Here is a 20288-nt window from a genome sequence, read left to right as displayed (position 1 = left end):
TTTGTAGCTGACACGCACTTCATCGTTGCCGCCGCCCGCCTGCTCGATGACGGTCACGCCACCGCCGTTGACGTAGTAGATGTCGTCACCGGCACCACCGTCGTAAGTGGCGAAGAGGTAGGCGTCGGTCGTGAAGGTATCGTTGAACGCCGAACCGATGACCTTTTCAATACCGGTCAGCGTGTCGCCTTGCGCATCACCACCGGTGCCGGGCAAACCGGTGCCCGGACGGATGTCGACATTGACTCCGGCGGACGAAGCCGAGTAATCGACCGTGTCGAAACCGGCGCCACCGTCAATTTTGTCAGCCCCGGCACTCCCGATAATCACATCATTGCCACCCAGGCCATTGATCTCATCATCCCCACTCGTACCGTTCAGCGTATCCGCGCCGTTTGTCCCGTTGATTACTGCCATTACATCTTCCTTGCCTTGTTTGTGAACCGGTACAGGCCAGCGTGGCGATCACACGTCACCGCGGCACCATTTTCTTGAACTGCAATGTGTTGATATCGACAGGAAGCAGCCTGCGCTTGAGCCCGCTGCAAAGAAATGTATCAAGAATGAAATAAAGACGAACAGGCAGGCAAAAAAAAACAGGCGACTGCAATAGTCGCCTGTTTTTTTGGGGAGCGCGGATGAACCGGTCAGTCCGCCAGCCAGCCGTTTTCCCAGTACCGCAGGTTGTCGCCACGCAGGACGTAATCACGCAGCACGACCTCGCGCAATTCGTCGCCCATGCGGTAGCTGGCGTCCGGATCGGCCAGGTGCATGCGGATCGCCTGCAGCCACTCATCCGTGGTGTTGGTCTTGATCCGCGTGCACGGCAGATAACCGCGATAGGCCTCGGTGTCGGTGCAGATCACCGGGTAACCGCAGGCGCCATATTCCAGCAGGCGCAGGTTGCTCTTGCAGTCGTTGAAGATGTGGAACTCCAACGGTGCCAGGGCCAGGTCGAGGTTGAGACTGGCCAGCTTCGCCGGGTACACGTCCAGTCCGATCACGCCGTGGAACTCATGCATGTACGGTCGCAGGTCGTCGGGGCACATGCCGAAAAACACCCAGTCGACTTCGTTGGCCAGTTCGCGCACCACATCAGCGATGACTGCGAGGTCGCCGTGGTGACTGGTGCCGCCGCCCCAGCCGACCCGAGGTTTTTTCGAGGTGCGACGCTGACTGCGCAAATCGCTCCACAGGTGTTTGGCCAGCATGTTCGGGACTACCCGAATGTCGCTGTGCATGCTCGACAGTGCATTACCCAGCGGCGCCGTGGACACCACCACCCGGTCACACATGCCGATGGCGCGCCGGACCAGTTTTTCCATCTCGTCCTTGTTTGGCATGTTGCGGATGTGGGCATTGCGATGGGGAACATCGATCACATAGTCATCGAGTTCGTAGATCCGCCGGGCATTCGAATACTTCTGCAGGATCGGGATTTCGTTGATTGGCGCTTCGGCATAACGCCCCTGCAAAATGATCACGTCAGGGGATTGGCGCTCGACTTCGATGATCGTCGGCAAGTTGTAGTGAATTCGCCCCAGCGCCCTGCCCGCTGCTTCCAGCTCGATCAGTGGCTGGGTGACCCGGTAGTGTCCGATGGCCGATGCGTTGACCGGCAGCGCCAGGATCTTCGGCAATTGCGGTTGCGAAAACGGGCTCCAGCCGGTACGCAGGCCCGGATCGAGACGGAAGCTCGAACCGCCCAGACCATTGAGCGCCAGGTTGGCGTTGTACGCCGGGTCCCGCGCGACGATCGGCAACCAGCGCTTGTAGAACGTTTCCTGCTCCTGGCCGAGCCGTGCTTCCTCGCCGTCCTTCGGCGCCTGTGCCGGCTGTGCCGGCTGTGCACCCAACGCCAGCTGAGCGTAAGGCGTCCACACCACCAGGTAACCTTCCCGACCGACCCGCAGGCACAGATCCACTTCATTGAGCGACTGTGCCAGATCCTGCTGATCGAGGCCGCCGACCGCCTCGAACACGGCCTTGCGCACCATCAGGCAATCGCCACCAACAGCGCTCAGGTCATGAGCGACGAGCAGCCGGTACATGTACCCCGTCGCCTGCAGGGTCTCGCCGTAAAAAGGTACGCCGGCAGGCCCTTGCAGGCCGAGAATAAGGCCGGCGTGGAGGATTCGGCCATCCGGATTGAACAGCTTGGCGCCGACCACGCCGACTTCCGGCCGCTGGGCGTGATTGAGCATTTCCGCCAGCCAGTCGCCCTGGGTGATCACGGCATAAGGATTGAGCAGCAGGACGTATTCGCCCCGCGCCTGACTCACCGCCGCATTGCGCACCGCCGCCATATTGTCTTGCTGTGGGCAGTCCAGAATGCGGATCCGCTCGCTGCCCAACTGCCCCATGCCGTCAAACCAGGCCCGCGCTTCTGCGCCCTCGCTGCCGTTGTCGACCAGCAGCAATTCATATTCGGTATAGAGGGTTTTCTCCAGCAGGCTCTCGACACAACGCTGTACGGCTGCCGTCTGGTCCTTGCTGACAATGACGATCGACACCAGAGGCTGACGATCATGGCGATAATCGACCCGGTTGAGCAGCGCCGAGGCGCCATTGCGAATCTCGTGGGCGATACCCAGACGCGCCAGGTGAGCCGAGATCACCTGCGAGTTGCGATCCGCCATTTGCGGTTCGGACAGCCACTTGGCGAGGTCGTACGCCGACTCCAGCAACACCTCGGAAACATGACCGACGACGTGCGTGCCGTCATGCTCGACCATGCGCCACAGCACATCGTGGGGCGCCAGCTCACCAAACGCGGAATCGAAACCGCCCAGGGCGAGGAAACGCTCGCGCTCGAAGGCCAGCGCCCTGCCCACATACGGGTAGCTGCGCATCAGATCCAGGTTGAAGTCCGGCTTGAACACAGGCTCGGTCGACTCACCCTGGCTCAGACCTCCTTCATCGCTGTAGAGGCAGGTAACGGTGCGCGAGAGCGCGATACGTTCGGCCATCACCAGCAACGCCGGCACCACCAGACGATCACCGGCGCGCAGCAGATAGAACCAGTCGGCACCGCCGAGCTGCGGCAACAATTCGTTGAGCTGTTGCTGCCAGTCATCCTGCAGCGGCATGCGCACGATGCGCTCCTGCAACTGCGCCTCGGTACAGGACGCGGAGAGCACGATGGTCAGCTCCGGCAGGTATTCCTGTGCGGCCAGCGATTGCAGGGTGAGTTCGAGTGCCGAGCGACTGCCCTGCTCGTCGATGATCACCGGAACGATTTTCGGCACGCGCGGCCAGGCGGCCAGCGTGTCCGGCAACAGTTCGCGCTGGCCTTCGGTCAGTGCGCGGCAGGCCAGCCACTGAGCATACAGCTCTGCGAAACTGACACTGGCGATACCGACATGCCAGTCCTGCGTGGTCTGTTTGGTTCCCAGCGTACGGCTCAGTGGCAACTCTTCCCAGACCCGCGGAGTTTCCAGGGCCTTGGTGATCGGTACATAACGGACCCAGCCCGGCGCCGGTGCGGATTCGCCGCTGCGCGCCTTGAGCATCTGCGTCAGCCATTGCCGCTCGATCTCGGCTGCATCGCGCATCGCTTGCTGGCTGCTCAAACGCTCAGGGTACAGACGCTCGATGCTCAGCACATGGTTCGACATCACCACGTTGCCGCGTCGCAGCAGGCAGACGTACAAAGCAAAATCGAGCGTAGCGACAAAACAGTGACCGGACTGAGTCAGGGCCGGCAACAGCTCCTGTACATCGGATCGACGGAACAGCGCATTGCTGAAGCCACCGAGAATGTTCACCGGGAAATTTTCGAAAATCGCCAGCAGGTCATCGCCCTTGAACAACCCGCACACCGGAGACAGCGGCGTGTTCTCCAGACGCGACGGCAACGGCAGGTCACCGGCATCCCAGAACAGGCGCTGGGCGAGTACCAGGTTGACGTCCTGCTGGTCGATCAGCGTCTGCGCCTGGCGTTCGACGCAGGTGGAAAACAGCTGATCGTCATCACACAGAAACTTGATGAACTCACCCGTCGCCTGCTCCAGGCACGCATGCAGGTTACCCACCAGCCCGAGTGTCCGGGGATTGCGCACATAACGAACCGTAGCTCCGCTGCTCTCGGTGACCGAAGCGACAATGGCCTCGATCTCACTGCCACGACTGTCGTCGCAGACAATGATTTCGAGATTGCCATAGCTCTGGCTCACGGCACTGCTCAAGGCCTTTTCAAAAAAGCGCGGATTGAAGGCGGGAATGACGAGGCTGACAAGCGGGAGTGAATTCACGGCGGACTCGCAAGCGGCGGGAACCCGCCCGGAACAGCGAGCCCTTTGAAACCGCAAAAGAAGAACAATAAATACAGAACGGTCAGAGCAACCGGGCGCTTGCGCGCCCGGTCAGCATCAGATTTTGTTGAACAGGCCCAACTGGCTGATCTTGCTGAACGCCAGCTGCGAGGCCTGCAGCATGGTCTGCTGCAAGGTCAGGCGGGTCATCACTTCGGCAGGATCCGAATCACGGATCGAACCCTGAGTGGTGGTATTCGCCTGAGTCAGGCTCTGGATGGTGGTGTTCTGGTCATCCAGCGACTGTCCGCGAGCACCGATCGAAGTCACCGCCGAACCAATCTGGTTGGACGCGCTGTCGATGTTGCCCAGCGCCGATTCCATGGCACCCTGGAATTTCTGCTTGGCCACCGGATCCCCGTCGATCGGTGCGTTCAGTGCCGTGACCATCTGGCCCAGGGTGTCGAGCACGTTCTGGGTCTGGTGGTTGTTGGACTGGATCGAGAACTGATCGCCCGCACCCGGCGTACCGCCGAAAGTGAAGGTCACACCTGCTGCCGTGGCGTTGGAGCCGACCATGGTGCCCGACGACACCGGCTTGCTGTCAGCTGTCACTGGCGCTGCATACAGGTCGAAGTCAGTGGCGCTGGTGAACTTCAGGATCGCACCGCCGCCCGACGGGAATGCCGCGTCGTAGGCTGCCTGATTAGTCACGCCGGAGCCGGTGATGACCGCCGTCGACGCGTTGCCCGCGCTGCGTGAAGTGGTGAACGAGTCAGGCGTGGCCGCCAGCTGAAAGCTGTGACCGGCGATGACCGCATCCGGGTTGGTGTCGCCAGGCTTGAGGTTGATGCTCAACTTCAGATCGACGCCACGGAAGCTGACGGTCTGGTTTGCACCGTTGCTGTTAGTGATCGCGCCGTTCTGGCTGGCTTCGGTCGTCACGTCGTTGCCCAGGGCATCGGTGATTTTCAACTGAGTACTGCTGATGAAATCCACGGTGTACGGCTGGCCGGCCGCGAACTTGGCGTTGTAGGTCGCGGCAGTGCCAACGATACCGTTGGTCAGCACCACGCGGCCATCATCGACCGCTGGCGCGGTCATGCTGGTCGTGGTGCGACTGGTGTTGATGGTCTGCTGGAACGCATCCCAGCCAGTGGTATTGGAAGCCACCGAAAGACCGTCACCAATGCCCAGGTTGATCTGGGTCTGGTCACCGTTGTAGGTGTAGGTGCCATCGGCGTTCTGCGAATACGGCGCCGTATCGGTCTTGGAACCGGAAAACAGGTAGTTGCCGTTGGCGTCCTTGGAGTTCATCAGGCCCAGCACCTGCTGCTGGATCTGACTCAACTCGGCGGCGTAGGCCTTGCGATCAGCGTCGGTGGCGATACCGTTGTTGGCGGCCAGACCGATTTCCTTGGCGCGCTGCAAAGCCGTGGTGATGGAGTTCAGTGTTGACTCCTGCACGGTCAGGGCACTCTTGGTGGTATCGATGTTGCCCTGATATTGCTCGAGCATCGCGGCCTGCTGACCCAGCTTGAGCAGGCGCCCTGCGCCGATCGGGTCGTCGGCAGCGGTGTTGATGCGCTGCAGGCTGCTCGCCTCGTTCGCGGTGGCGACAGTCTTGCTGTAGTTACGCTGATATTGGGAAGCTTGTGTCGCGTAATACTGAGCGGTGGAAATGCGCATGAATTACGACTCCTTAAAGACTGTTGATCAGCGTTGCGAAGGTTTCCTGCGCAGCCTTGATGATTTGCGAAGAGGCGGTGTAGTACTGCTGATACTTGACCAGGTTGCCGGTTTCTTCGTCGAGGTTGACCTGGGACAGCGAATCGCGCGCGCCCTTGGCCTGATCGAGGATCACCGAGGTGGCTTCGTTGTCGGACTTGCTCTGGGCCGCCTTGGTACCGACGTTGGTCACCAGTTTGTTGTAGGCGTCGGTCAGGCTGATGCCCTTGCTGCCGGTGCCGGTGTCCACGGTTTGCTTGGTCTGCAGGCCGACCAGAGCTTGCGCATTACGGTTGTCCGAAGAGGCCGCGCCGGTCAGGTTGATCGTGAAGGTTTCGCCTGGCTTCGGCGTCGCGCCCACGGTGGTCTGCACGGTGAAGGTTTTCTGCACGTTCGGCGTGACCGAGGTATCCATCACCGGAGCCCCGGTGGAGTCGACCATACCGATTTTCAGGTTCAGGGTGTTGGCCTGCCCCGGCACGATGGTGCCGGTACCGATGGTGAAGCCCTTGGCGTCGACCATGTTGTACGACTGGCTGCCGCTGGTGACCGCACCCATGACCAGCTTGACCGGCGTCGAGTATTTGAGGGCGTTCTGCAACTCGGCCTGGGAGGCCGGGTTGGTGATGTCGATGGTATCGACCAGCGTCGGCTGGGTGTAGGTGCCGGAGTTGTTGGCACTGGCCACGCCGGTCAATGGTGCCGCCGCCGCGATTTTCTTCGGATCGGTGAGCACGGTCTGAATCGTGGATCCCGCATTGCGGGTCGGCGTCACCTTGAAGGTGTCACCGGCGCTCAGCGCACCGCCATTCAGGGCCAGGGTGAAGCCATCGATCACTGGCGGTGGCGTGGTCGTGGTGCTGAACGAGCCCATGTCGGTGCCGTCGGAGCGCTTGACCGAATAGTTGGTCGCGCTGGTGAAGGTGACCTGGTAATCGCTGGTGGTCAGCTTGCCGGTGTCCTGGATGGTGACATTCAGATTACCCGAACCCGCACTGTTGTTTGCCGAGGCAATGCTGCGCTGGCTGACCAGTGCGGCACTGTTGATGTCGTTGAAGATCGCCGCGCCGAAGTCACCATTCTTGTCGATGCCCTGGGCTTGCTGGCGATTCATCTGATCGGCAATGACCAGTGCTACACGCCCCAGCTCGTTCAGCGAAGGGTTCAGCACTTCATTGCGATAGGTCAGCAAACCGCCGATTTCACCGCCGCTCATGGCCGAGGTGATGTCGATGGTGCTTGAACCACGATCCATCTGGATGCCCATGCGCGTCGGGTCATCCTTGCCCGGAACAGTGCTCAGGGTGTTGGTGGTGTTGCCGATGACCAGTGGCTGGCCGGTGCCGATATACACGTCGAAACTGGTGCCACGCTCGACGACTTGCGCACCGGTCAACTCGGAGAGCTGGCGCACGGCTTCGTTACGGGTGTCGAGCAGATCGTTCGGCTGGCCGCCACTGGTGGAAACCTCGCCGATCTTCTGGTTCAGGTTGGCAATCGAGGTGGCCAGTTTGTTCACCTGGGAAGCCATGTCCGCCAGGTTGCCGTTGATCGTGGTGTTCTGATCGTTCAGCTGTTTGGCCAGCGCATTGAAGCGGCTGGTCAGCGCCTGCGCACCGGTCAGCACCGACTGACGGGAAGTGTCGTCGGTCGCCGAGGTCGCCACACCCTGCATCGAGGTGAAGAACTTCTGCAGTACACCGGTCAGGCCGGTGTTGGTATCGGACAGCGAGGCATCCAGCGCGGTCGCCTGGGCACCGTACGCGGCCGCTTCGCTGTTGAGCGAGGTGGCGGTGTGCAGTTGGGTTTCGAGGTAAGAGTTGTACACCCGGCGCACGTCGGCCAGGGTCGTGCCCGTGCCGATGAAAACGTTGCCGAACTGCTGCGAGGCCTTGGTGCCCTGCACGGTTTGCTGGCGTGAATAACCGGCGGTGTCGACGTTGGCAATGTTGTTACCTGTCACAGCCAGAGAGGACGAACTCGCGGCCAACCCCGACATCCCGATATTGAGCAAACTCATGATTCAAACCTTACCTTGTGTTTATAAAGGCGTTGTTGAAACGCCGGCCGCAGCGTAGTTCTGATTTACCGTCATCTGCCTGGCAATCTGCGAAATCTTGCTTGCGTAGTTCGGGTCGGTTGCGTAACCGGCCTTCTGCAACTCGCGTACAAACTGTTCTGGGTTATCGGCCGACTTCAGCACATCTTGATAGCGATTGTTGCTCTGCAGCAAAGTCACCAGATCGTGGAAGCTGTCCTTGTACGAGGCGTAGGAACGGAACTCGGCCGTCTCCTTGACCATCTGCCCGTTGCGGAACTCGCTGGTGATCGCCCGGGCCGAATCGCCCTTCCAGTTGCTGCTGGCCTTGATGCCGAACAGGTTGTGACTGCTGGTGCCGTCCTGGGCGCGCATGACCGATTTGCCGTAACCGGTTTCGAGTGCGGCCTGAGCCACCAGATAACGCGGATCGACACCGATGCGCGCCGCCGCTTCTTTGGCCATCGGCAGCATGGTGTTGACGAATTCGTCGGCGTTGCTGAACGCCTTCTTCGCCGGTGCCAGCGGAATCTGCGCCATGGCGCGACCGTAAATCTGCATCTGCCCGCCGGAGGCCTTTTCCGCCTCGGCGCGGGCCAGCCAGTCGCCGTTGTACAGCGGGCCGGAGCCGGTGGCGGCAGCCATCGTGTCGCGCTGCGGCAATTGAGTGGCTGCTGTCGGCGTAGCCGAAGGCACCAGACCGGCGAGCAGGCGATCAGCCAGTTTCGGCGGCAGCGCCAGGCGACGCTGGTTGATCATTTCCATGTCATTGCGATGGGCCAGCTGGGTGTTCGGCGCATGCACCGAACGCGAAGCCCACAACGGGCGCTCGCCATTAAGGCGCGACAGCGGACCGTTGGTAGCCACGGTGCCGGCGGCAATCGGCGTTTCCACCGCAGCGGCCTTGGCCAGCGCTTCCTGCTGCTTGGCAGCCGACGCGGCGGCGGCCTCACCCGGCGCCATCGGTTTGTTCTTCGACATCTGCTTCATCAGCACGTCGGCCAGACCGATACCACCACCCTCGCGGGACAGGGAAACAGCCAGTTGCTGGTCGTACATTTCCTGATATTGCTTGGCTGCCGGCGTATTGAGCGGGTTGTCCTGGCCCAGCGCTTCAGTGGCCGAACGCATCGACTTGAGCATCTCGCCGAGGAACAGCGATTCGAATTCCTGCGCCACCTTGCGCATGTTGCCGTCGCTGTTCTTGTCGCCGACCTTGAGCTGGTTCAGACGATTGAGGTCGGAGTACGAACCCGAATCGCTGCTGCTGACCAGACCGCTTTTGCGCATATCCATGGGCGGCGTCCTCAGATCACGATCAGGTCGGCTTGCAACGCGCCGGCCTGCTTCAGTGCTTCGAGAATGGCCATCAGGTCACCCGGTGCCGCGCCGACCTGGTTCACCGCACGGACGATTTCGTCGAGGGTGGTGCCCGGGCCGAACTTGAACATCGGCTTGGCTTCCTGCTGAGCATTCACGCGTGAACGCGGTACCACGGCGGTCTGGCCGTTGGACAGCGGGCCAGGCTGGCTGACGATCGGGTCTTCGGTGATGGTCACGGTCAGGCTGCCGTGGGTCACGGCGGCCGGCGAAACCTTCACGTTCTGGCCGATGACGATGGTGCCGGTACGGGAGTTGATGATGACTTTCGCCACTGCCTGACCCGGGTCGACTTCGAGGTTTTCCAGGATCGACAGATAGTCGACGCGCTGGCTCGGATCGAGTGGCGCGGTGACACGGATCGAACCGCCGTCGATAGCCTGGGCCACGCCTGGGCCGAGCATGTCGTTGATCTTGTCGACGATGCGCTTGGCGGTGGTGAAGTCGGAACGGTTAAGGTTCAGCGTCAGGCTGTTGCCCTGGTTGAAACCGCTCGGCACCGAACGCTCGACCGAGGCACCGCCGGGGATGCGCCCGGCCGACGGAACGTTGACGGTGATCTTCGAACCGTCACGACCTTCGGCGTCGAAACCACCTACCACCAGGTTGCCCTGAGCGATGGCGTAGACATTACCGTCGATACCCTTGAGCGGGGTCAGCAACAGGGTGCCGCCGCGCAGGCTCTTGGAGTTACCGATGGACGAAACAGTGATGTCGACCTGCTGACCCGGCTTGGCGAACGCCGGCAGATCGGCACTCACCGATACCGCCGCGACGTTTTTCAACTGCACGTTGCCCGATCCCGGCGGCACCTTGATGCCGAACTGCGAGAGCATGTTGTTGAAGGTCTGCAGGGTGAACGGGGTTTGCGTGGTCTGGTCGCCGGTGCCGTTAAGCCCGACCACCAGGCCGTAGCCGATCAACTGGTTGGAACGCACGCCGGAAATGCTGGCGATATCTTTCAGCCGCTCGGCTTGTGCGTTGAAGGCCGCCGACAACAAAACGGCAGCCACCATGAGGCTCTTGAAATTCAACTTGGCCACCTAGAAAGGGAACAGCGGGCTGAGGAAGAAACGGTCGAACCAGCCTGGCTGACTCGCATCGGCGAACGAACCGGTGCCCGAGTAGGTGATGCGCGCATCGGCGACCCGGGTCGACGACACGGTGTTGTCGGTGGCGATGTCATCGGCACGTACGAGGCCGGCGATCCGCACCAGTTCATCACCGGTGTTGAGGGTCATCCACTTCTCGCCGCGCACGGCGATGATGCCGTTGGGCAACACGTCGGCGACGGTCACGGTGATCGAGCCGGTCAGGGTGTTGCCCTGGGCCGCCTTGCTGTCACCCTTGGTCGCACGGTCGCCGCTGTAGCCGACGTCCAGGCTCAGATCGTTCCCGCCCAACGGGTTGTTGGTGGTGCCGCTGCCGCCGAACAGCGAAGTCAGGCCGATGCCGGTCTTGCTGTTCTTGGCCACTTGCGAGTTGGCGTTCTTGCTGGCCTGAGTCTTCTCGTTCAGGGTGATGGTGATGATGTCACCGACCCGGAACGCCTTGCGGTCGCTGTACAGGTTCTGTTCGAAACCGGCCTGATAGATCGAGCCGTTGTTGGCGGCCGCCGGCAACGGCGTACGCGGCAACACCGGGGCGTAGTAAGGGTCATTGGGCTTGGGCGTCGGAGCGACGCAGCCCGCGAGCGAGACGACCCCACCCAATGCCAGAACAGATACGAAGCGTTTCATGACCCTTACCTCACGGTGTTGCAGGCGGCCTCATGGCCGCCTCATAGACTTGATTAAAGATTCTGCGTTACGAACGAGAGCATCTGGTCGGCGGTGGAGATCACCTTGGAGTTCATCTCGTAAGCGCGCTGGGTGGTGATCATGTTGACCATCTCTTCCACGGTGCTCACGTTGGAGGTTTCCAGGGTGTTCTGCAGGGTGGTGCCGAAACCGTTCAGGCCCGGAGTACCGACTTGCGGCGCGCCGGAAGCGGCGGTTTCCAGGAACAGGTTGTTGCCCACGGCCTGCAGGCCGGCCGGGTTGATGAAGTCGGCGGTCTGCAGGTTGCCGATCACTTGCGAAGCGGCGTTGCCGGCAACGGTGATCGACACGGTGCCGTCACGGCCGACGGTGAAGGTCTGGGCGTTGTTCGGGATGACAATCGCCGGTTCCAGGGCGAAACCGCTGGCGTTGACGATCTGGCCGTTGGAATCGAGGTGGAAAGTACCGTCACGGGTGTAGGACGTGGTGCCGTCCGGCTGCAGGATCTGGAAGAAACCACGGCCGTCGATGGCCATATCCAGCGGCTGCTCGGTGGTTTGCAGGCTGCCGGCGGTGAAGTTTTTCTGGGTGCCGACGATGCGCACACCGGTACCCACTTGCAGACCCGACGGCAGTTCGCTGTCCTGGGTCGACTGGGCGCCTGGCTGACGCTTGATCTGATACAGCAGGTCCTGGAACTCGGCGCGGTCACGTTTGAAACCCGTGGTCGACACGTTGGCCAGGTTGTTGGAAATGGTGGTCAGGTTGGTGTCCTGGGCGGACAGACCGGTTTTGGCAACCCATAGAGCCGGAAGCATTCGATTCTCCTCGTGCGCCTGTTTTACGGCGCGACGTTCTGATAATTAGCTGATCTGCAAGACCCGAGCCATGGCCTGGTCGTCGTCTTTGGCGGTATTCATCATCTTGACGTGCAACTCGAACTGCTTGGCCAGGGCCAGCACCGAGGTCATCTCTTCCACGGCATTGACGTTGCTCGACTCCAGGAAACCCGACACCAGCTTGACGTTGGCATCGGCCGGCGCAGGCTGGCCGTCCTTGGTGTAGATCGAACCGTCCAGGCCCTTGTTCATGTTCTTGATGTCCGGGTTGACCAGCTTGATCCGGTCGACTTCGGCCATGACGCGCGGGCCTTCGCCCATCGCACGGATACTGATGGTGCCGTCTTCACCGACTTCCACTTGCTGCTCCGGCGGAATGGCAATCGGACCGCCATTGCCCAGCACCGGCATGCCGTTGCCGGCACGCAGCACGCCAAGGGCGTCGATGTTCAGGCTGCCGGTGCGCACGTAGCTTTCGCCGCCATTGGGGTTCTGCACGGCGATGAAACCGTTGCCGCTGACGGCCACGTCGAGGTCACGCCCGGTCTGCACCAGGGAGCCCGGAGTGAAATCGGTGGCAGGCCGTTCGCTCATGGCAAACGCACGCGCCGGAAAGCTGTCACCGAACACCGGCATCGAACGCGCCTGCTCCAGGTCGCGCTGAAAACCATTGGTGGAGATGTTCGCCAGGTTGTTGGCATGAGCCTTTTGCGCCAGTGCGTTCTGGCTGGCGCCGGTCATTGCCACATAAAGGTACTTGTCCACACTCTTTCCTCTGCATGCCGGACGTTTGCCGCCCACCGCTGTACTGCTCAGCCACAAGCAATTTGCAGACCAACTTTTTTCTGACAGCCAGGGACCCGATAAACAAAGGACTTGAAGGGTTTTGTGGGAAAGAAGGAAATGTATCGAAGACGAAAAACCGGCGGTGTCATGCCGCTTCGCGGCAATCAACCAGGCCGGTCGGGATCACTCGGACGCGTCTTTGCCGACTTCGTATTCACGCAACTTGTTGGCAATGGTCGTATGGGAAACCCCAAGCCGCTTGCCCAGTTGCCGACTGCTCGGGTGCTCGGAATACAAACGCTCCAGCACCGCTTTCTCGAAGCGCCCGACAATCTCGTCCAGCCCGCCTTCGAGGGAGAAATCGCCAAGCGGCTGACGCACGCCATAGTCCGGCAGACGAATATGCTCGGCCTTGACCGTCCCGCCATCGCACAGCGAAACCGCCTGGAACAGCACATTCTCCAGTTGCCGCACGTTGCCCGGCCAGTGGTAATGACTGAGCCGGTCCATCGCCGCAGGTGCCAGTTTCGGCAGCGGGCAACCGATCTGCCGGCTGGCCTGGTCGAGGAAGTGCTCCACCAGCGGCGTCAAACCGTCGAGGCATTCGCGCAGTGGCGGAATGTGCAACGAAAGCACGTTGAGGCGGTGATACAAATCCTGGCGGAACTCCCCTCTCGCACACAGCTCCGACAGATCCACCTGTGTGGCGCAGATCACCCGCACATCCAGATAAACCTCTTCATCGCTGCCTACACGCCGGAAGCAACCGTCCTGCAGGAAGCGCAGCAATTTCACCTGCAAGCGCGGGCTCATTTCGCCGACACCATCGAGGAACAGCGTGCCGCCCGCCGTCAGTTCCAGCAGCCCGAGCTTGCCTTCGGCCCGCGCGCCCTCAAAGGCACCGGGGCCGTAGCCGAACAGTTCGGTCTCGGCCATCGATTCCGGCAGCCCCGCACAGTTGAGCGCCATCAACGGCGACTGGCCGCGCGGGCTCGCCAGGTGACAGGCCCGCGCCAGCAACTCCTTGCCGGTGCCGGTTTCGCCCTCAATAAGAAGAGGCGCATCGAGTGGCGCCATACGCCGGGCTTCGCGCACCACCGCCGCCATCACTTTCGAGCTCTGGAAGATACTGTCGAATCCTCGCAACTCCTGCTTGCGCACGTTATAGATGCGCTCGCCGACCCGGTCCGCCCGGTGCAGTGTCAGCACTGCACCGGCCATGGCCTCGCTGTCATCGTGCTCCGATTGGAGGGGAGCGATGTCGGCCAGAAAGATGTCGCCCTTGACCTTGACCCGCATGCCGTTGATTCGCGACTTGTTGGCGCGCACCAGTTCCGGCAGGTCGAAGTCTTCGGCGTAACGCGACAGCGGAATCCCCGGCACCTCATCCACCCGCACGCCGAGCAACTGCGCCGCCGCCCGGTTGGCGGCAACGATCGAGCCGCCCATGTCGATCGACAGCACCGGAAACTCCAGCGCACCGAGAAGCGCATTCAGCTCCATGTGCCGGCGCTCGCTGGGCATCAGCCCTACCCGCTTGACGCCGAACACCCCGGCGATGGCTTCGAATTTGGGCCGCAACGCCTGGAACTGCAGGTTGATCAGGTTCGGGCAATGCAGATAGATCGCGTTGCCGTGCTCACCGCCGACCTCGCCCCGGGCGACGTTGATCCCGTACTCCACCAGCAGATTGAGAATGTCGCGCAGGATGCCGATGCGGTTCTGGCAATGGACTTTGATACGCATATAAAGGCCCGAAACAGTTAAAGGGGCGGATTTTTCTCTGCCGCCCGCAAGATAGTCGTCAAGATTATGTTACAGACACAGGTCGTTTCAAACCCGCGAATCACCGCAATCACGACTTATCGCACAAAGCGTAACGATAATTTTACGATTTAAAGAGACTTTTCCTGCTCGAGCGGTCTTCAACCTGCTGCAACACGGCACGCTCTGGGGTATTTCTCAGTCCATAGCAGGACATAACAAGAACGAATTCCCTCGCAGGAGAGCAGTATGAAGCAGACGCAATACGTGGCCCGCGAGCCCGATGCGCAAGGTTTTATCGACTACCCCGCCGAAGAACACGCGGTGTGGAACACGCTGATCACCCGCCAGTTGAAAGTGATCGAGGGTCGTGCGTGCCAGGAATACCTGGACGGTATCGAAAAACTCGGCCTGCCCCACGACCGCATCCCGCAACTGGGCGAGATCAACAAGGTGCTCGGCGAGACCACCGGTTGGCAGGTCGCCCGCGTCCCGGCGCTGATTCCCTTCCAGACCTTTTTCGAATTGCTCGCCAGCAAGCAGTTCCCGGTGGCCACCTTCATTCGTACCCGTGAAGAACTGGACTACCTGCAAGAGCCGGACATTTTCCACGAGATCTTTGGCCACTGCCCGCTGCTGACCAACCCGTGGTTCGCCGAATTCACCCACACCTACGGCAAGCTCGGTCTGCAAGCGACCAAGGAAGAACGCGTTTATCTGGCGCGCCTGTACTGGATGACCATTGAGTTCGGCCTGGTCGACACCCCGCAAGGCAAACGCATCTACGGTGGCGGCATCCTGTCTTCGCCAAAAGAAACCGTTTACTCGCTGTCGGACGAACCTGAACACCAGGCCTTCGATCCGCTGGAAGCCATGCGCACGCCGTATCGCATCGACATCCTGCAACCGCTGTACTTTGTCCTGCCGAACCTCAAGCGCCTGTTCGATCTCGCCCACGAAGACATCATGGGCATGGTCAAGCAAGGCATGCAGCTGGGTCTGCACGCACCGAAATTTCCGCCGAAACCAAAAGCTGCGTGAACCGTGGCTTTTACTTACAAGTGAGTCTGTCAGTCGTCGCGGCTTTGGTTTAGCGTGACGGCATTGCCAGCCAATATAAAAAAACACCTCTAGATTTCAGGAAGTACACCATGTCCACCTTGAACCAAGCCCATTGCGAAGCGTGCCGTGCCGATGCCCCACAGGTCAGCGATGAAGAACTGCCGATCCTGATCAAGCAGATCCCTGACTGGAACATCGAAGTACGCGACAGCATCATGCAGCTGGAAAAAGTCTTCCTGTTCAAGAACTTCAAGCACGCCCTGGCGTTCACCAACGCCGTCGGCGAGATCTCCGAGGCCGAAGGTCACCACCCGGGCCTGCTGACCGAGTGGGGCAAAGTCACCGTGACCTGGTGGAGCCACTCGATCAAGGGTCTGCACCGCAACGACTTCATAATGGCCGCGCGCACCGACGAAGTGGCCAAGACTGCAGAGGGACGCAAGTAATGCACTTTGACGCCATCGGCCGGGTGCCCGGCGACCCGATCCTCGGCCTGATGGAGGCCTACGCGCAGGATTCCAACCCGCGCAAGTTCGACCTCGGCGTGGGCGTCTACAAGGATGCCCAGGGCCTGACGCCGATTCCCGAGGCGGTGAAAATCGCCGAGGCGCGTCTGGTCGAGAGCCAGGACACCAAGACCTACATCGGTGGCCATGGCAATCCGCTGTTCGGCAAGGTCATCAATGAGCTGGTGCTCGGTGCCGATTCGGCACTGATCGCCCAGCAGCGCGCCGGCGCCACCCAGACCCCGGGCGGCACGGGCGCCCTGCGTCTGGCGGCGGACTTCATCGCGCAGTGCCTGCCGGGCAAAGGCGTATGGCTGAGCAACCCGACCTGGCCGATCCACGAAACGATTTTCGCGGCCGCCGGGGTCAAGATCAGCCATTACCCGTACGTCGGCAGCGACAACCGACTCGACGTCGATGCAATGCTCGCCGTGCTCAATGAAGTGCCGAAAGGCGATGTGGTGCTGCTGCACGCGTGCTGCCACAACCCGACCGGTTTCGACCTGAGTCACGACGACTGGCACCGGGTGCTGGACGTGGTGCGCAGCCGCAACCTGCTGCCGCTGATCGACTTTGCCTACCAGGGCTTTGGCGACGGCCTGGAGCAGGACGCATGGTCAACCCGGCTGTTCGCCGCCGAGCTGCCCGAGCTGCTGATCACCAGCTCCTGCTCGAAGAACTTCGGCCTGTACCGCGACCGTACCGGTGCGCTGATCGTCTGCGCGAAAAACGCCGACAAGCTCATCGACATCCGCAGCCAACTGGCGCATATCGCCCGCAACCTGTGGTCGACGCCACCGGATCACGGCGCGGCTGTCGTCGCCACGATCCTCGCCGACCCGGAGCTGAAACGCCGCTGGGCCGATGAAGTGGAAGCCATGCGCCTGCGCATCGCCCAACTGCGCGGTGGTCTGGTGGAAGCGCTGGAGCCCCACGGCTTGCGCGAGCGTTTTGCTCACATTGGCGTGCAACGCGGGATGTTCTCCTACACCGGCCTGTCGCCGGAACAGGTGAAAAACCTGCGCGAGCATCACAGCGTGTACATGGTCAGCTCGGGCCGGGCCAACGTCGCCGGGATCGATGCGACGCGCCTCGACCTGCTGGCCGAAGCGATCGCTAGCGTCTGCAAGTAAACGAATGTCAGGGGCGGCGGGCACACCGCCGCTCCCGCATTTGCCCTGCGTCACCCTGTCGCACTTGTCTAGACAATCCCGCCCGTCGAAACAAATGGATTTAAAAATCTGATTGTCACTTTTCCTGCTGTATCCTTCGCAGGCTTTCTGAAAGCGCGGATCTACCAGATCTATCAACAGACTTAGCGAGGAGCGCAACCATGCACGAGATTCCCAATCTCCCCTTCCCAAGCCTGCACGTACCTGAGCAGACGACCACGCAACAAGCCGGCGCCCAACAGCCCGAGCCGAAAGAAGCCGCCGAGAGCCGCCAGGCCGACAGCGAAGAGTAAGTAACACCCGCCGTACAGACCGTGTGGAAAGCGCTAACATGCGCTTTCCACACTGCCTGAAACCGAGCCCGCCATGACCGACGAATCCTTCAACGAACACCAGGCTGAAATCCTCATCGGCGCCACCGAGAAGATGATCGAGATCTGGAGCCGCCTCTCGCCCGAGAAACAGGCCGCCCTGCTCGCCCGTTTCGGCAGCGAAGAAAACGCCCTCGCGGCGCTGGTCACCACGCAACTGGTCGCCCCGGCCAAATAGTTTTACTTTTCCCCGCCGCAGCATCGTCCACGCCGGTATCATGAGCAACCTATCTATTCTGCTCTCCCCGTGGATCGTTACCCATGTCGCCCTCTATGCCAGAACCCCAGCGCCCCCTGGCGGTCACGCTGCAAGTCGTTTCCATCGTCCTGTTCACCTTCATCGGCTACCTGAATATCGGCATTCCGCTGGCCGTGCTGCCGGGTTATGTGCATAGCGACCTGGGCTTCGGCGCGGTCATCGCCGGCCTGGTGATCAGCGTGCAATACCTCGCCACCCTGCTCAGCCGTCCATATGCCGGCAAGATCATCGACAACCAGGGCAGCAAACGTGCGGTGATGATTGGTCTGGCCGGGTGCGGTTTGAGCGGCGTGTTCATGCTGATTTCAGCGTGGACACCCAACCTGCCGATGCTCAGCCTGATCAGTCTGTTCATCGGCCGCCTGGTGCTGGGCAGTGCGGAAAGCCTTGTCGGTTCCGGATCGATCGGCTGGGGCATCGGCCGCGTCGGCGCGGCCAACACGGCCAAAGTCATCTCGTGGAACGGCATCGCCAGTTATGGCGCGCTGGCCATCGGGGCGCCGTTGGGGGTGTGGCTGGTCAGCCATTTCGGTCTGTGGAGCATGGGCGTGAGCATTCTGTTGCTCGCATCGCTGGGCCTGCTGTTGGCCTGGCCGAAAACCGCCGCACCGATCGTTGCCGGCGAGCGCTTGCCGTTCATGCACGTGCTGGGCCGCGTTTTCCCGCACGGCTGCGGCCTGGCGCTGGGCTCGATCGGTTTCGGCACCATCGCCACCTTCATCACCCTGTATTACGCCACGCAACACTGGGATAACGCCGTGCTGTGCCTGAGCCTGTTCGGCGCCAGCTTCATCGGTGCGCGCCTGCTGTTCGGCAACCTGATCAATCGCCTCGGCGGCTTTCGCGTGGCGATTGCCTGCCTGTCGGTGGAAACCCTGGGCCTGTTGCTGCTATGGATCGCACCGGATGCACACTGGGCGCTGGCTGGCGCGGCATTGAGCGGTTTCGGCTTCTCGCTGGTGTTCCCGGCGCTGGGCGTGGAAGCGGTGAACCTGGTGCCGGCTTCCAGCCGTGGCGCGGCGGTTGGTGCCTACTCGCTGTTCATCGATCTGTCGCTGGGGATTACCGGGCCACTGGCCGGAGCCATTGCTGCGGGCTTCGGTTTTGCGTCGATCTTCCTGTTCGCCGCGATCGCTGCGTTGAGCGGCCTGGCGTTGAGCGTCTATCTGTACCGCCACACATCGAAGTACCGCGAAGACTAGAAATCCACCTTGCCGCGCCCGGCCTTGATGCTGCCGCGCTTGGTCTTCGACTCCAGCCGACGCTTCTTCGAACCCAGCGTCGGCTTGGTTGGTCGGCGCTTCTTTTCGACCCTGGTGGCGCTGAGGATCAGCTCGGTCAGACGCTCCAGCGCATCGGCGCGATTCTGTTCCTGCGTGCGGTATTGCTGGGCCTTGATAATCAGTACGCCGTCGCCGGTGATGCGACTGTCGCGCAGCGCCAGCAGCCGCTCCTTGTAAAACTCAGGCAAGGACGAGGCCGGAATGTCGAAGCGCAGGTGCACGGCACTGGAGACCTTGTTGACGTTCTGCCCGCCGGCGCCCTGGGCGCGGATGTACGTCAGTTCGATCTCGGCATCCGGCAGATGCACGTTGTTGGAAATCACCAGCATGGAAACACTACCTTCAAGTCGCTAAGCGACAGACAAGCCCAGTTCGGACAACAACATCGACGCCTGCGCCCGGGAAATCACCGCCCCTTTGAACAGTTTGGCATCATTGAGCCGAAAACCGCTCAGATCGGCGCCGCGCAGGTCGGCATCGGTAAATCTTGCGCCATTGATGCGTGCGTGAGACAGGCTGCATTCTATAAATTCGGCTTTACGAAAATCCGCGTCGCTCAGGTCCGCGTCTGAGAAGTCCAACCCGCTCAATGTCGTACGAGCGAACGACATGCCAGACAGAAACGCGCTGTTGAGCCGGGTCTCAGTGAATGACAGACCCAGACTGGATGTGTGGCTGAAGTTGGCACCGGTCAACTTGCATCCCGTAAAAGCGACCTGCGCCAGTTTCGCCCGTTGCCAGCGTGTGTTGTTCAAATCACAACTGCTGAACGAGGCCTCCAGCAACTGGGCCGCTTCGAACACCGCATGGGCACCCCGGCAGCCCTTCCATTGAGTCGCCTCCAGGCGAGCACCCAAAAATTGCGTACGCAGCAATGTACAGCGCTGGAACTCGGCGCGATCCAGTGTCAGGCGCGACAGATCCGCATCGGTGAAATCCACCCCGATAAACCGCAGTGGCAAGCGCTGGGACTCGATCAACGCCAGCACATCATCACGCGTCAGCGCGTCTGCCTCGACCTCGTAGTGCGTTTGCAGCTGTTCCATGCCCGACTCCTTCGCGATTCAATTGGCGCCGGCAGTCTATC

18 protein-coding genes are annotated in these 20288 nt (G+C 61.3%); 6 read left to right on the top strand and 12 right to left on the bottom strand.

From position 1 onward, the window contains the following. The 10 genes from ACKLNA_RS28660 to ACKLNA_RS28615 form a co-directional block, all read right to left on the bottom strand. Positions 1-417 (bottom strand): calcium-binding protein (locus ACKLNA_RS28660; RefSeq protein ID WP_408987817.1); only part of this gene is annotated, 417 nt, incomplete at its 3' end. Between the two features lie 230 nt (positions 418-647). Continuing rightward, the gene (locus ACKLNA_RS28655) at positions 648-4253 is read right to left on the bottom strand and encodes a glycosyltransferase (RefSeq protein WP_408987816.1); all 3606 of its coding nucleotides are present in this window, start codon (positions 4251-4253) and stop codon (positions 648-650) included. A 117-nt stretch (positions 4254-4370) separates the two neighbouring features. Then, a complete protein-coding gene (locus ACKLNA_RS28650) occupies positions 4371-5942 on the bottom strand; it encodes a flagellar hook-associated protein 3 (RefSeq protein WP_408987815.1) in 1572 nt (523 codons plus the stop codon). A gap of 13 nt (positions 5943-5955) precedes the next feature. Beyond that, positions 5956-8001 carry a flagellar hook-associated protein FlgK gene (gene flgK, locus ACKLNA_RS28645; protein ID WP_408987814.1) on the bottom strand — a complete coding sequence of 682 codons (2046 nt, stop codon included), beginning with the start codon at positions 7999-8001 and terminating at the stop codon, positions 5956-5958. A 21-nt stretch (positions 8002-8022) separates the two neighbouring features. Beyond that, positions 8023-9315, bottom strand: coding sequence for a flagellar assembly peptidoglycan hydrolase FlgJ (gene flgJ / locus ACKLNA_RS28640; protein WP_408987813.1), 1293 nt, complete (start codon positions 9313-9315; stop codon positions 8023-8025). Between the two features lie 11 nt (positions 9316-9326). Further along, positions 9327-10415 carry a flagellar basal body P-ring protein FlgI gene (locus ACKLNA_RS28635; protein WP_065260802.1) on the bottom strand — a complete coding sequence of 363 codons (1089 nt, stop codon included), beginning with the start codon at positions 10413-10415 and terminating at the stop codon, positions 9327-9329. A gap of 27 nt (positions 10416-10442) precedes the next feature. Continuing rightward, positions 10443-11138 (bottom strand): flagellar basal body L-ring protein FlgH, encoded by a 696-nt coding sequence (gene flgH / locus ACKLNA_RS28630; protein WP_007965503.1) that lies wholly within the window; start codon positions 11136-11138, stop codon positions 10443-10445. Positions 11139-11191: 53 nt separating this feature from the next. Beyond that, complete coding sequence (gene flgG / locus ACKLNA_RS28625) at positions 11192-11977, bottom strand: flagellar basal-body rod protein FlgG (protein WP_007958342.1); 786 nt, start codon at positions 11975-11977, stop codon at positions 11192-11194. 45 nt (positions 11978-12022) lie between these two features. Continuing rightward, positions 12023-12763 (bottom strand): flagellar basal body rod protein FlgF, encoded by a 741-nt coding sequence (locus ACKLNA_RS28620; protein WP_085710427.1) that lies wholly within the window; start codon positions 12761-12763, stop codon positions 12023-12025. 204 nt (positions 12764-12967) lie between these two features. Beyond that, positions 12968-14530 carry a sigma-54-dependent transcriptional regulator gene (locus ACKLNA_RS28615; RefSeq protein ID WP_085710425.1) on the bottom strand — a complete coding sequence of 521 codons (1563 nt, stop codon included), beginning with the start codon at positions 14528-14530 and terminating at the stop codon, positions 12968-12970. Positions 14531-14797: 267 nt separating this feature from the next. On the opposite strand from ACKLNA_RS28615, the gene phhA reads away from it, so the two are divergent. From phhA to ACKLNA_RS28585, 6 genes are all read left to right on the top strand, one after another. After that, positions 14798-15589, top strand: a complete 792-nt coding sequence (phhA, locus tag ACKLNA_RS28610; protein ID WP_041073052.1) for a phenylalanine 4-monooxygenase — start codon at positions 14798-14800, stop codon at positions 15587-15589. 110 nt (positions 15590-15699) lie between these two features. Continuing rightward, positions 15700-16056, top strand: coding sequence for a 4a-hydroxytetrahydrobiopterin dehydratase (locus tag ACKLNA_RS28605; protein WP_003222798.1), 357 nt, complete (start codon positions 15700-15702; stop codon positions 16054-16056). Continuing rightward, positions 16056-17249 (top strand): amino acid aminotransferase, encoded by a 1194-nt coding sequence (locus ACKLNA_RS28600; RefSeq protein WP_408987812.1) that lies wholly within the window; start codon positions 16056-16058, stop codon positions 17247-17249. The genes ACKLNA_RS28605 and ACKLNA_RS28600 overlap by 1 nt, the downstream gene beginning before the upstream one ends. Before the next feature lie 200 nt (positions 17250-17449). Further along, positions 17450-17581 (top strand): hypothetical protein, encoded by a 132-nt coding sequence (locus ACKLNA_RS28595; protein ID WP_263860085.1) that lies wholly within the window; start codon positions 17450-17452, stop codon positions 17579-17581. 73 nt (positions 17582-17654) lie between these two features. Further along, positions 17655-17837, top strand: a complete 183-nt coding sequence (locus ACKLNA_RS28590; RefSeq protein WP_085710421.1) for a hypothetical protein — start codon at positions 17655-17657, stop codon at positions 17835-17837. Positions 17838-17932: 95 nt separating this feature from the next. Continuing rightward, positions 17933-19120 (top strand): MFS transporter, encoded by a 1188-nt coding sequence (locus ACKLNA_RS28585; RefSeq protein ID WP_408987818.1) that lies wholly within the window; start codon positions 17933-17935, stop codon positions 19118-19120. Here ACKLNA_RS28585 and arfB read toward each other — a convergent pair. Next, positions 19117-19530, bottom strand: a complete 414-nt coding sequence (arfB, locus tag ACKLNA_RS28580; RefSeq protein ID WP_408987811.1) for an alternative ribosome rescue aminoacyl-tRNA hydrolase ArfB — start codon at positions 19528-19530, stop codon at positions 19117-19119. The two genes, ACKLNA_RS28585 and arfB, sit on opposite strands and share 4 nt — an antisense overlap. Before the next feature lie 21 nt (positions 19531-19551). Continuing rightward, positions 19552-20247 carry a pentapeptide repeat-containing protein gene (locus tag ACKLNA_RS28575; protein WP_408987810.1) on the bottom strand — a complete coding sequence of 232 codons (696 nt, stop codon included), beginning with the start codon at positions 20245-20247 and terminating at the stop codon, positions 19552-19554. Positions 20248-20288: the final 41 nt, after the last annotated feature.

It is taken from the genome of Pseudomonas sp. UV AK001, from assembly GCF_046097675.1.
Classification (GTDB): Bacteria; Pseudomonadota; Gammaproteobacteria; order Pseudomonadales; family Pseudomonadaceae; genus Aquipseudomonas; species Aquipseudomonas kribbensis.
The sequence above is the reverse complement of the archived record's forward strand: the minus strand, read 5'-3'. Positions and strand labels throughout refer to the sequence as shown.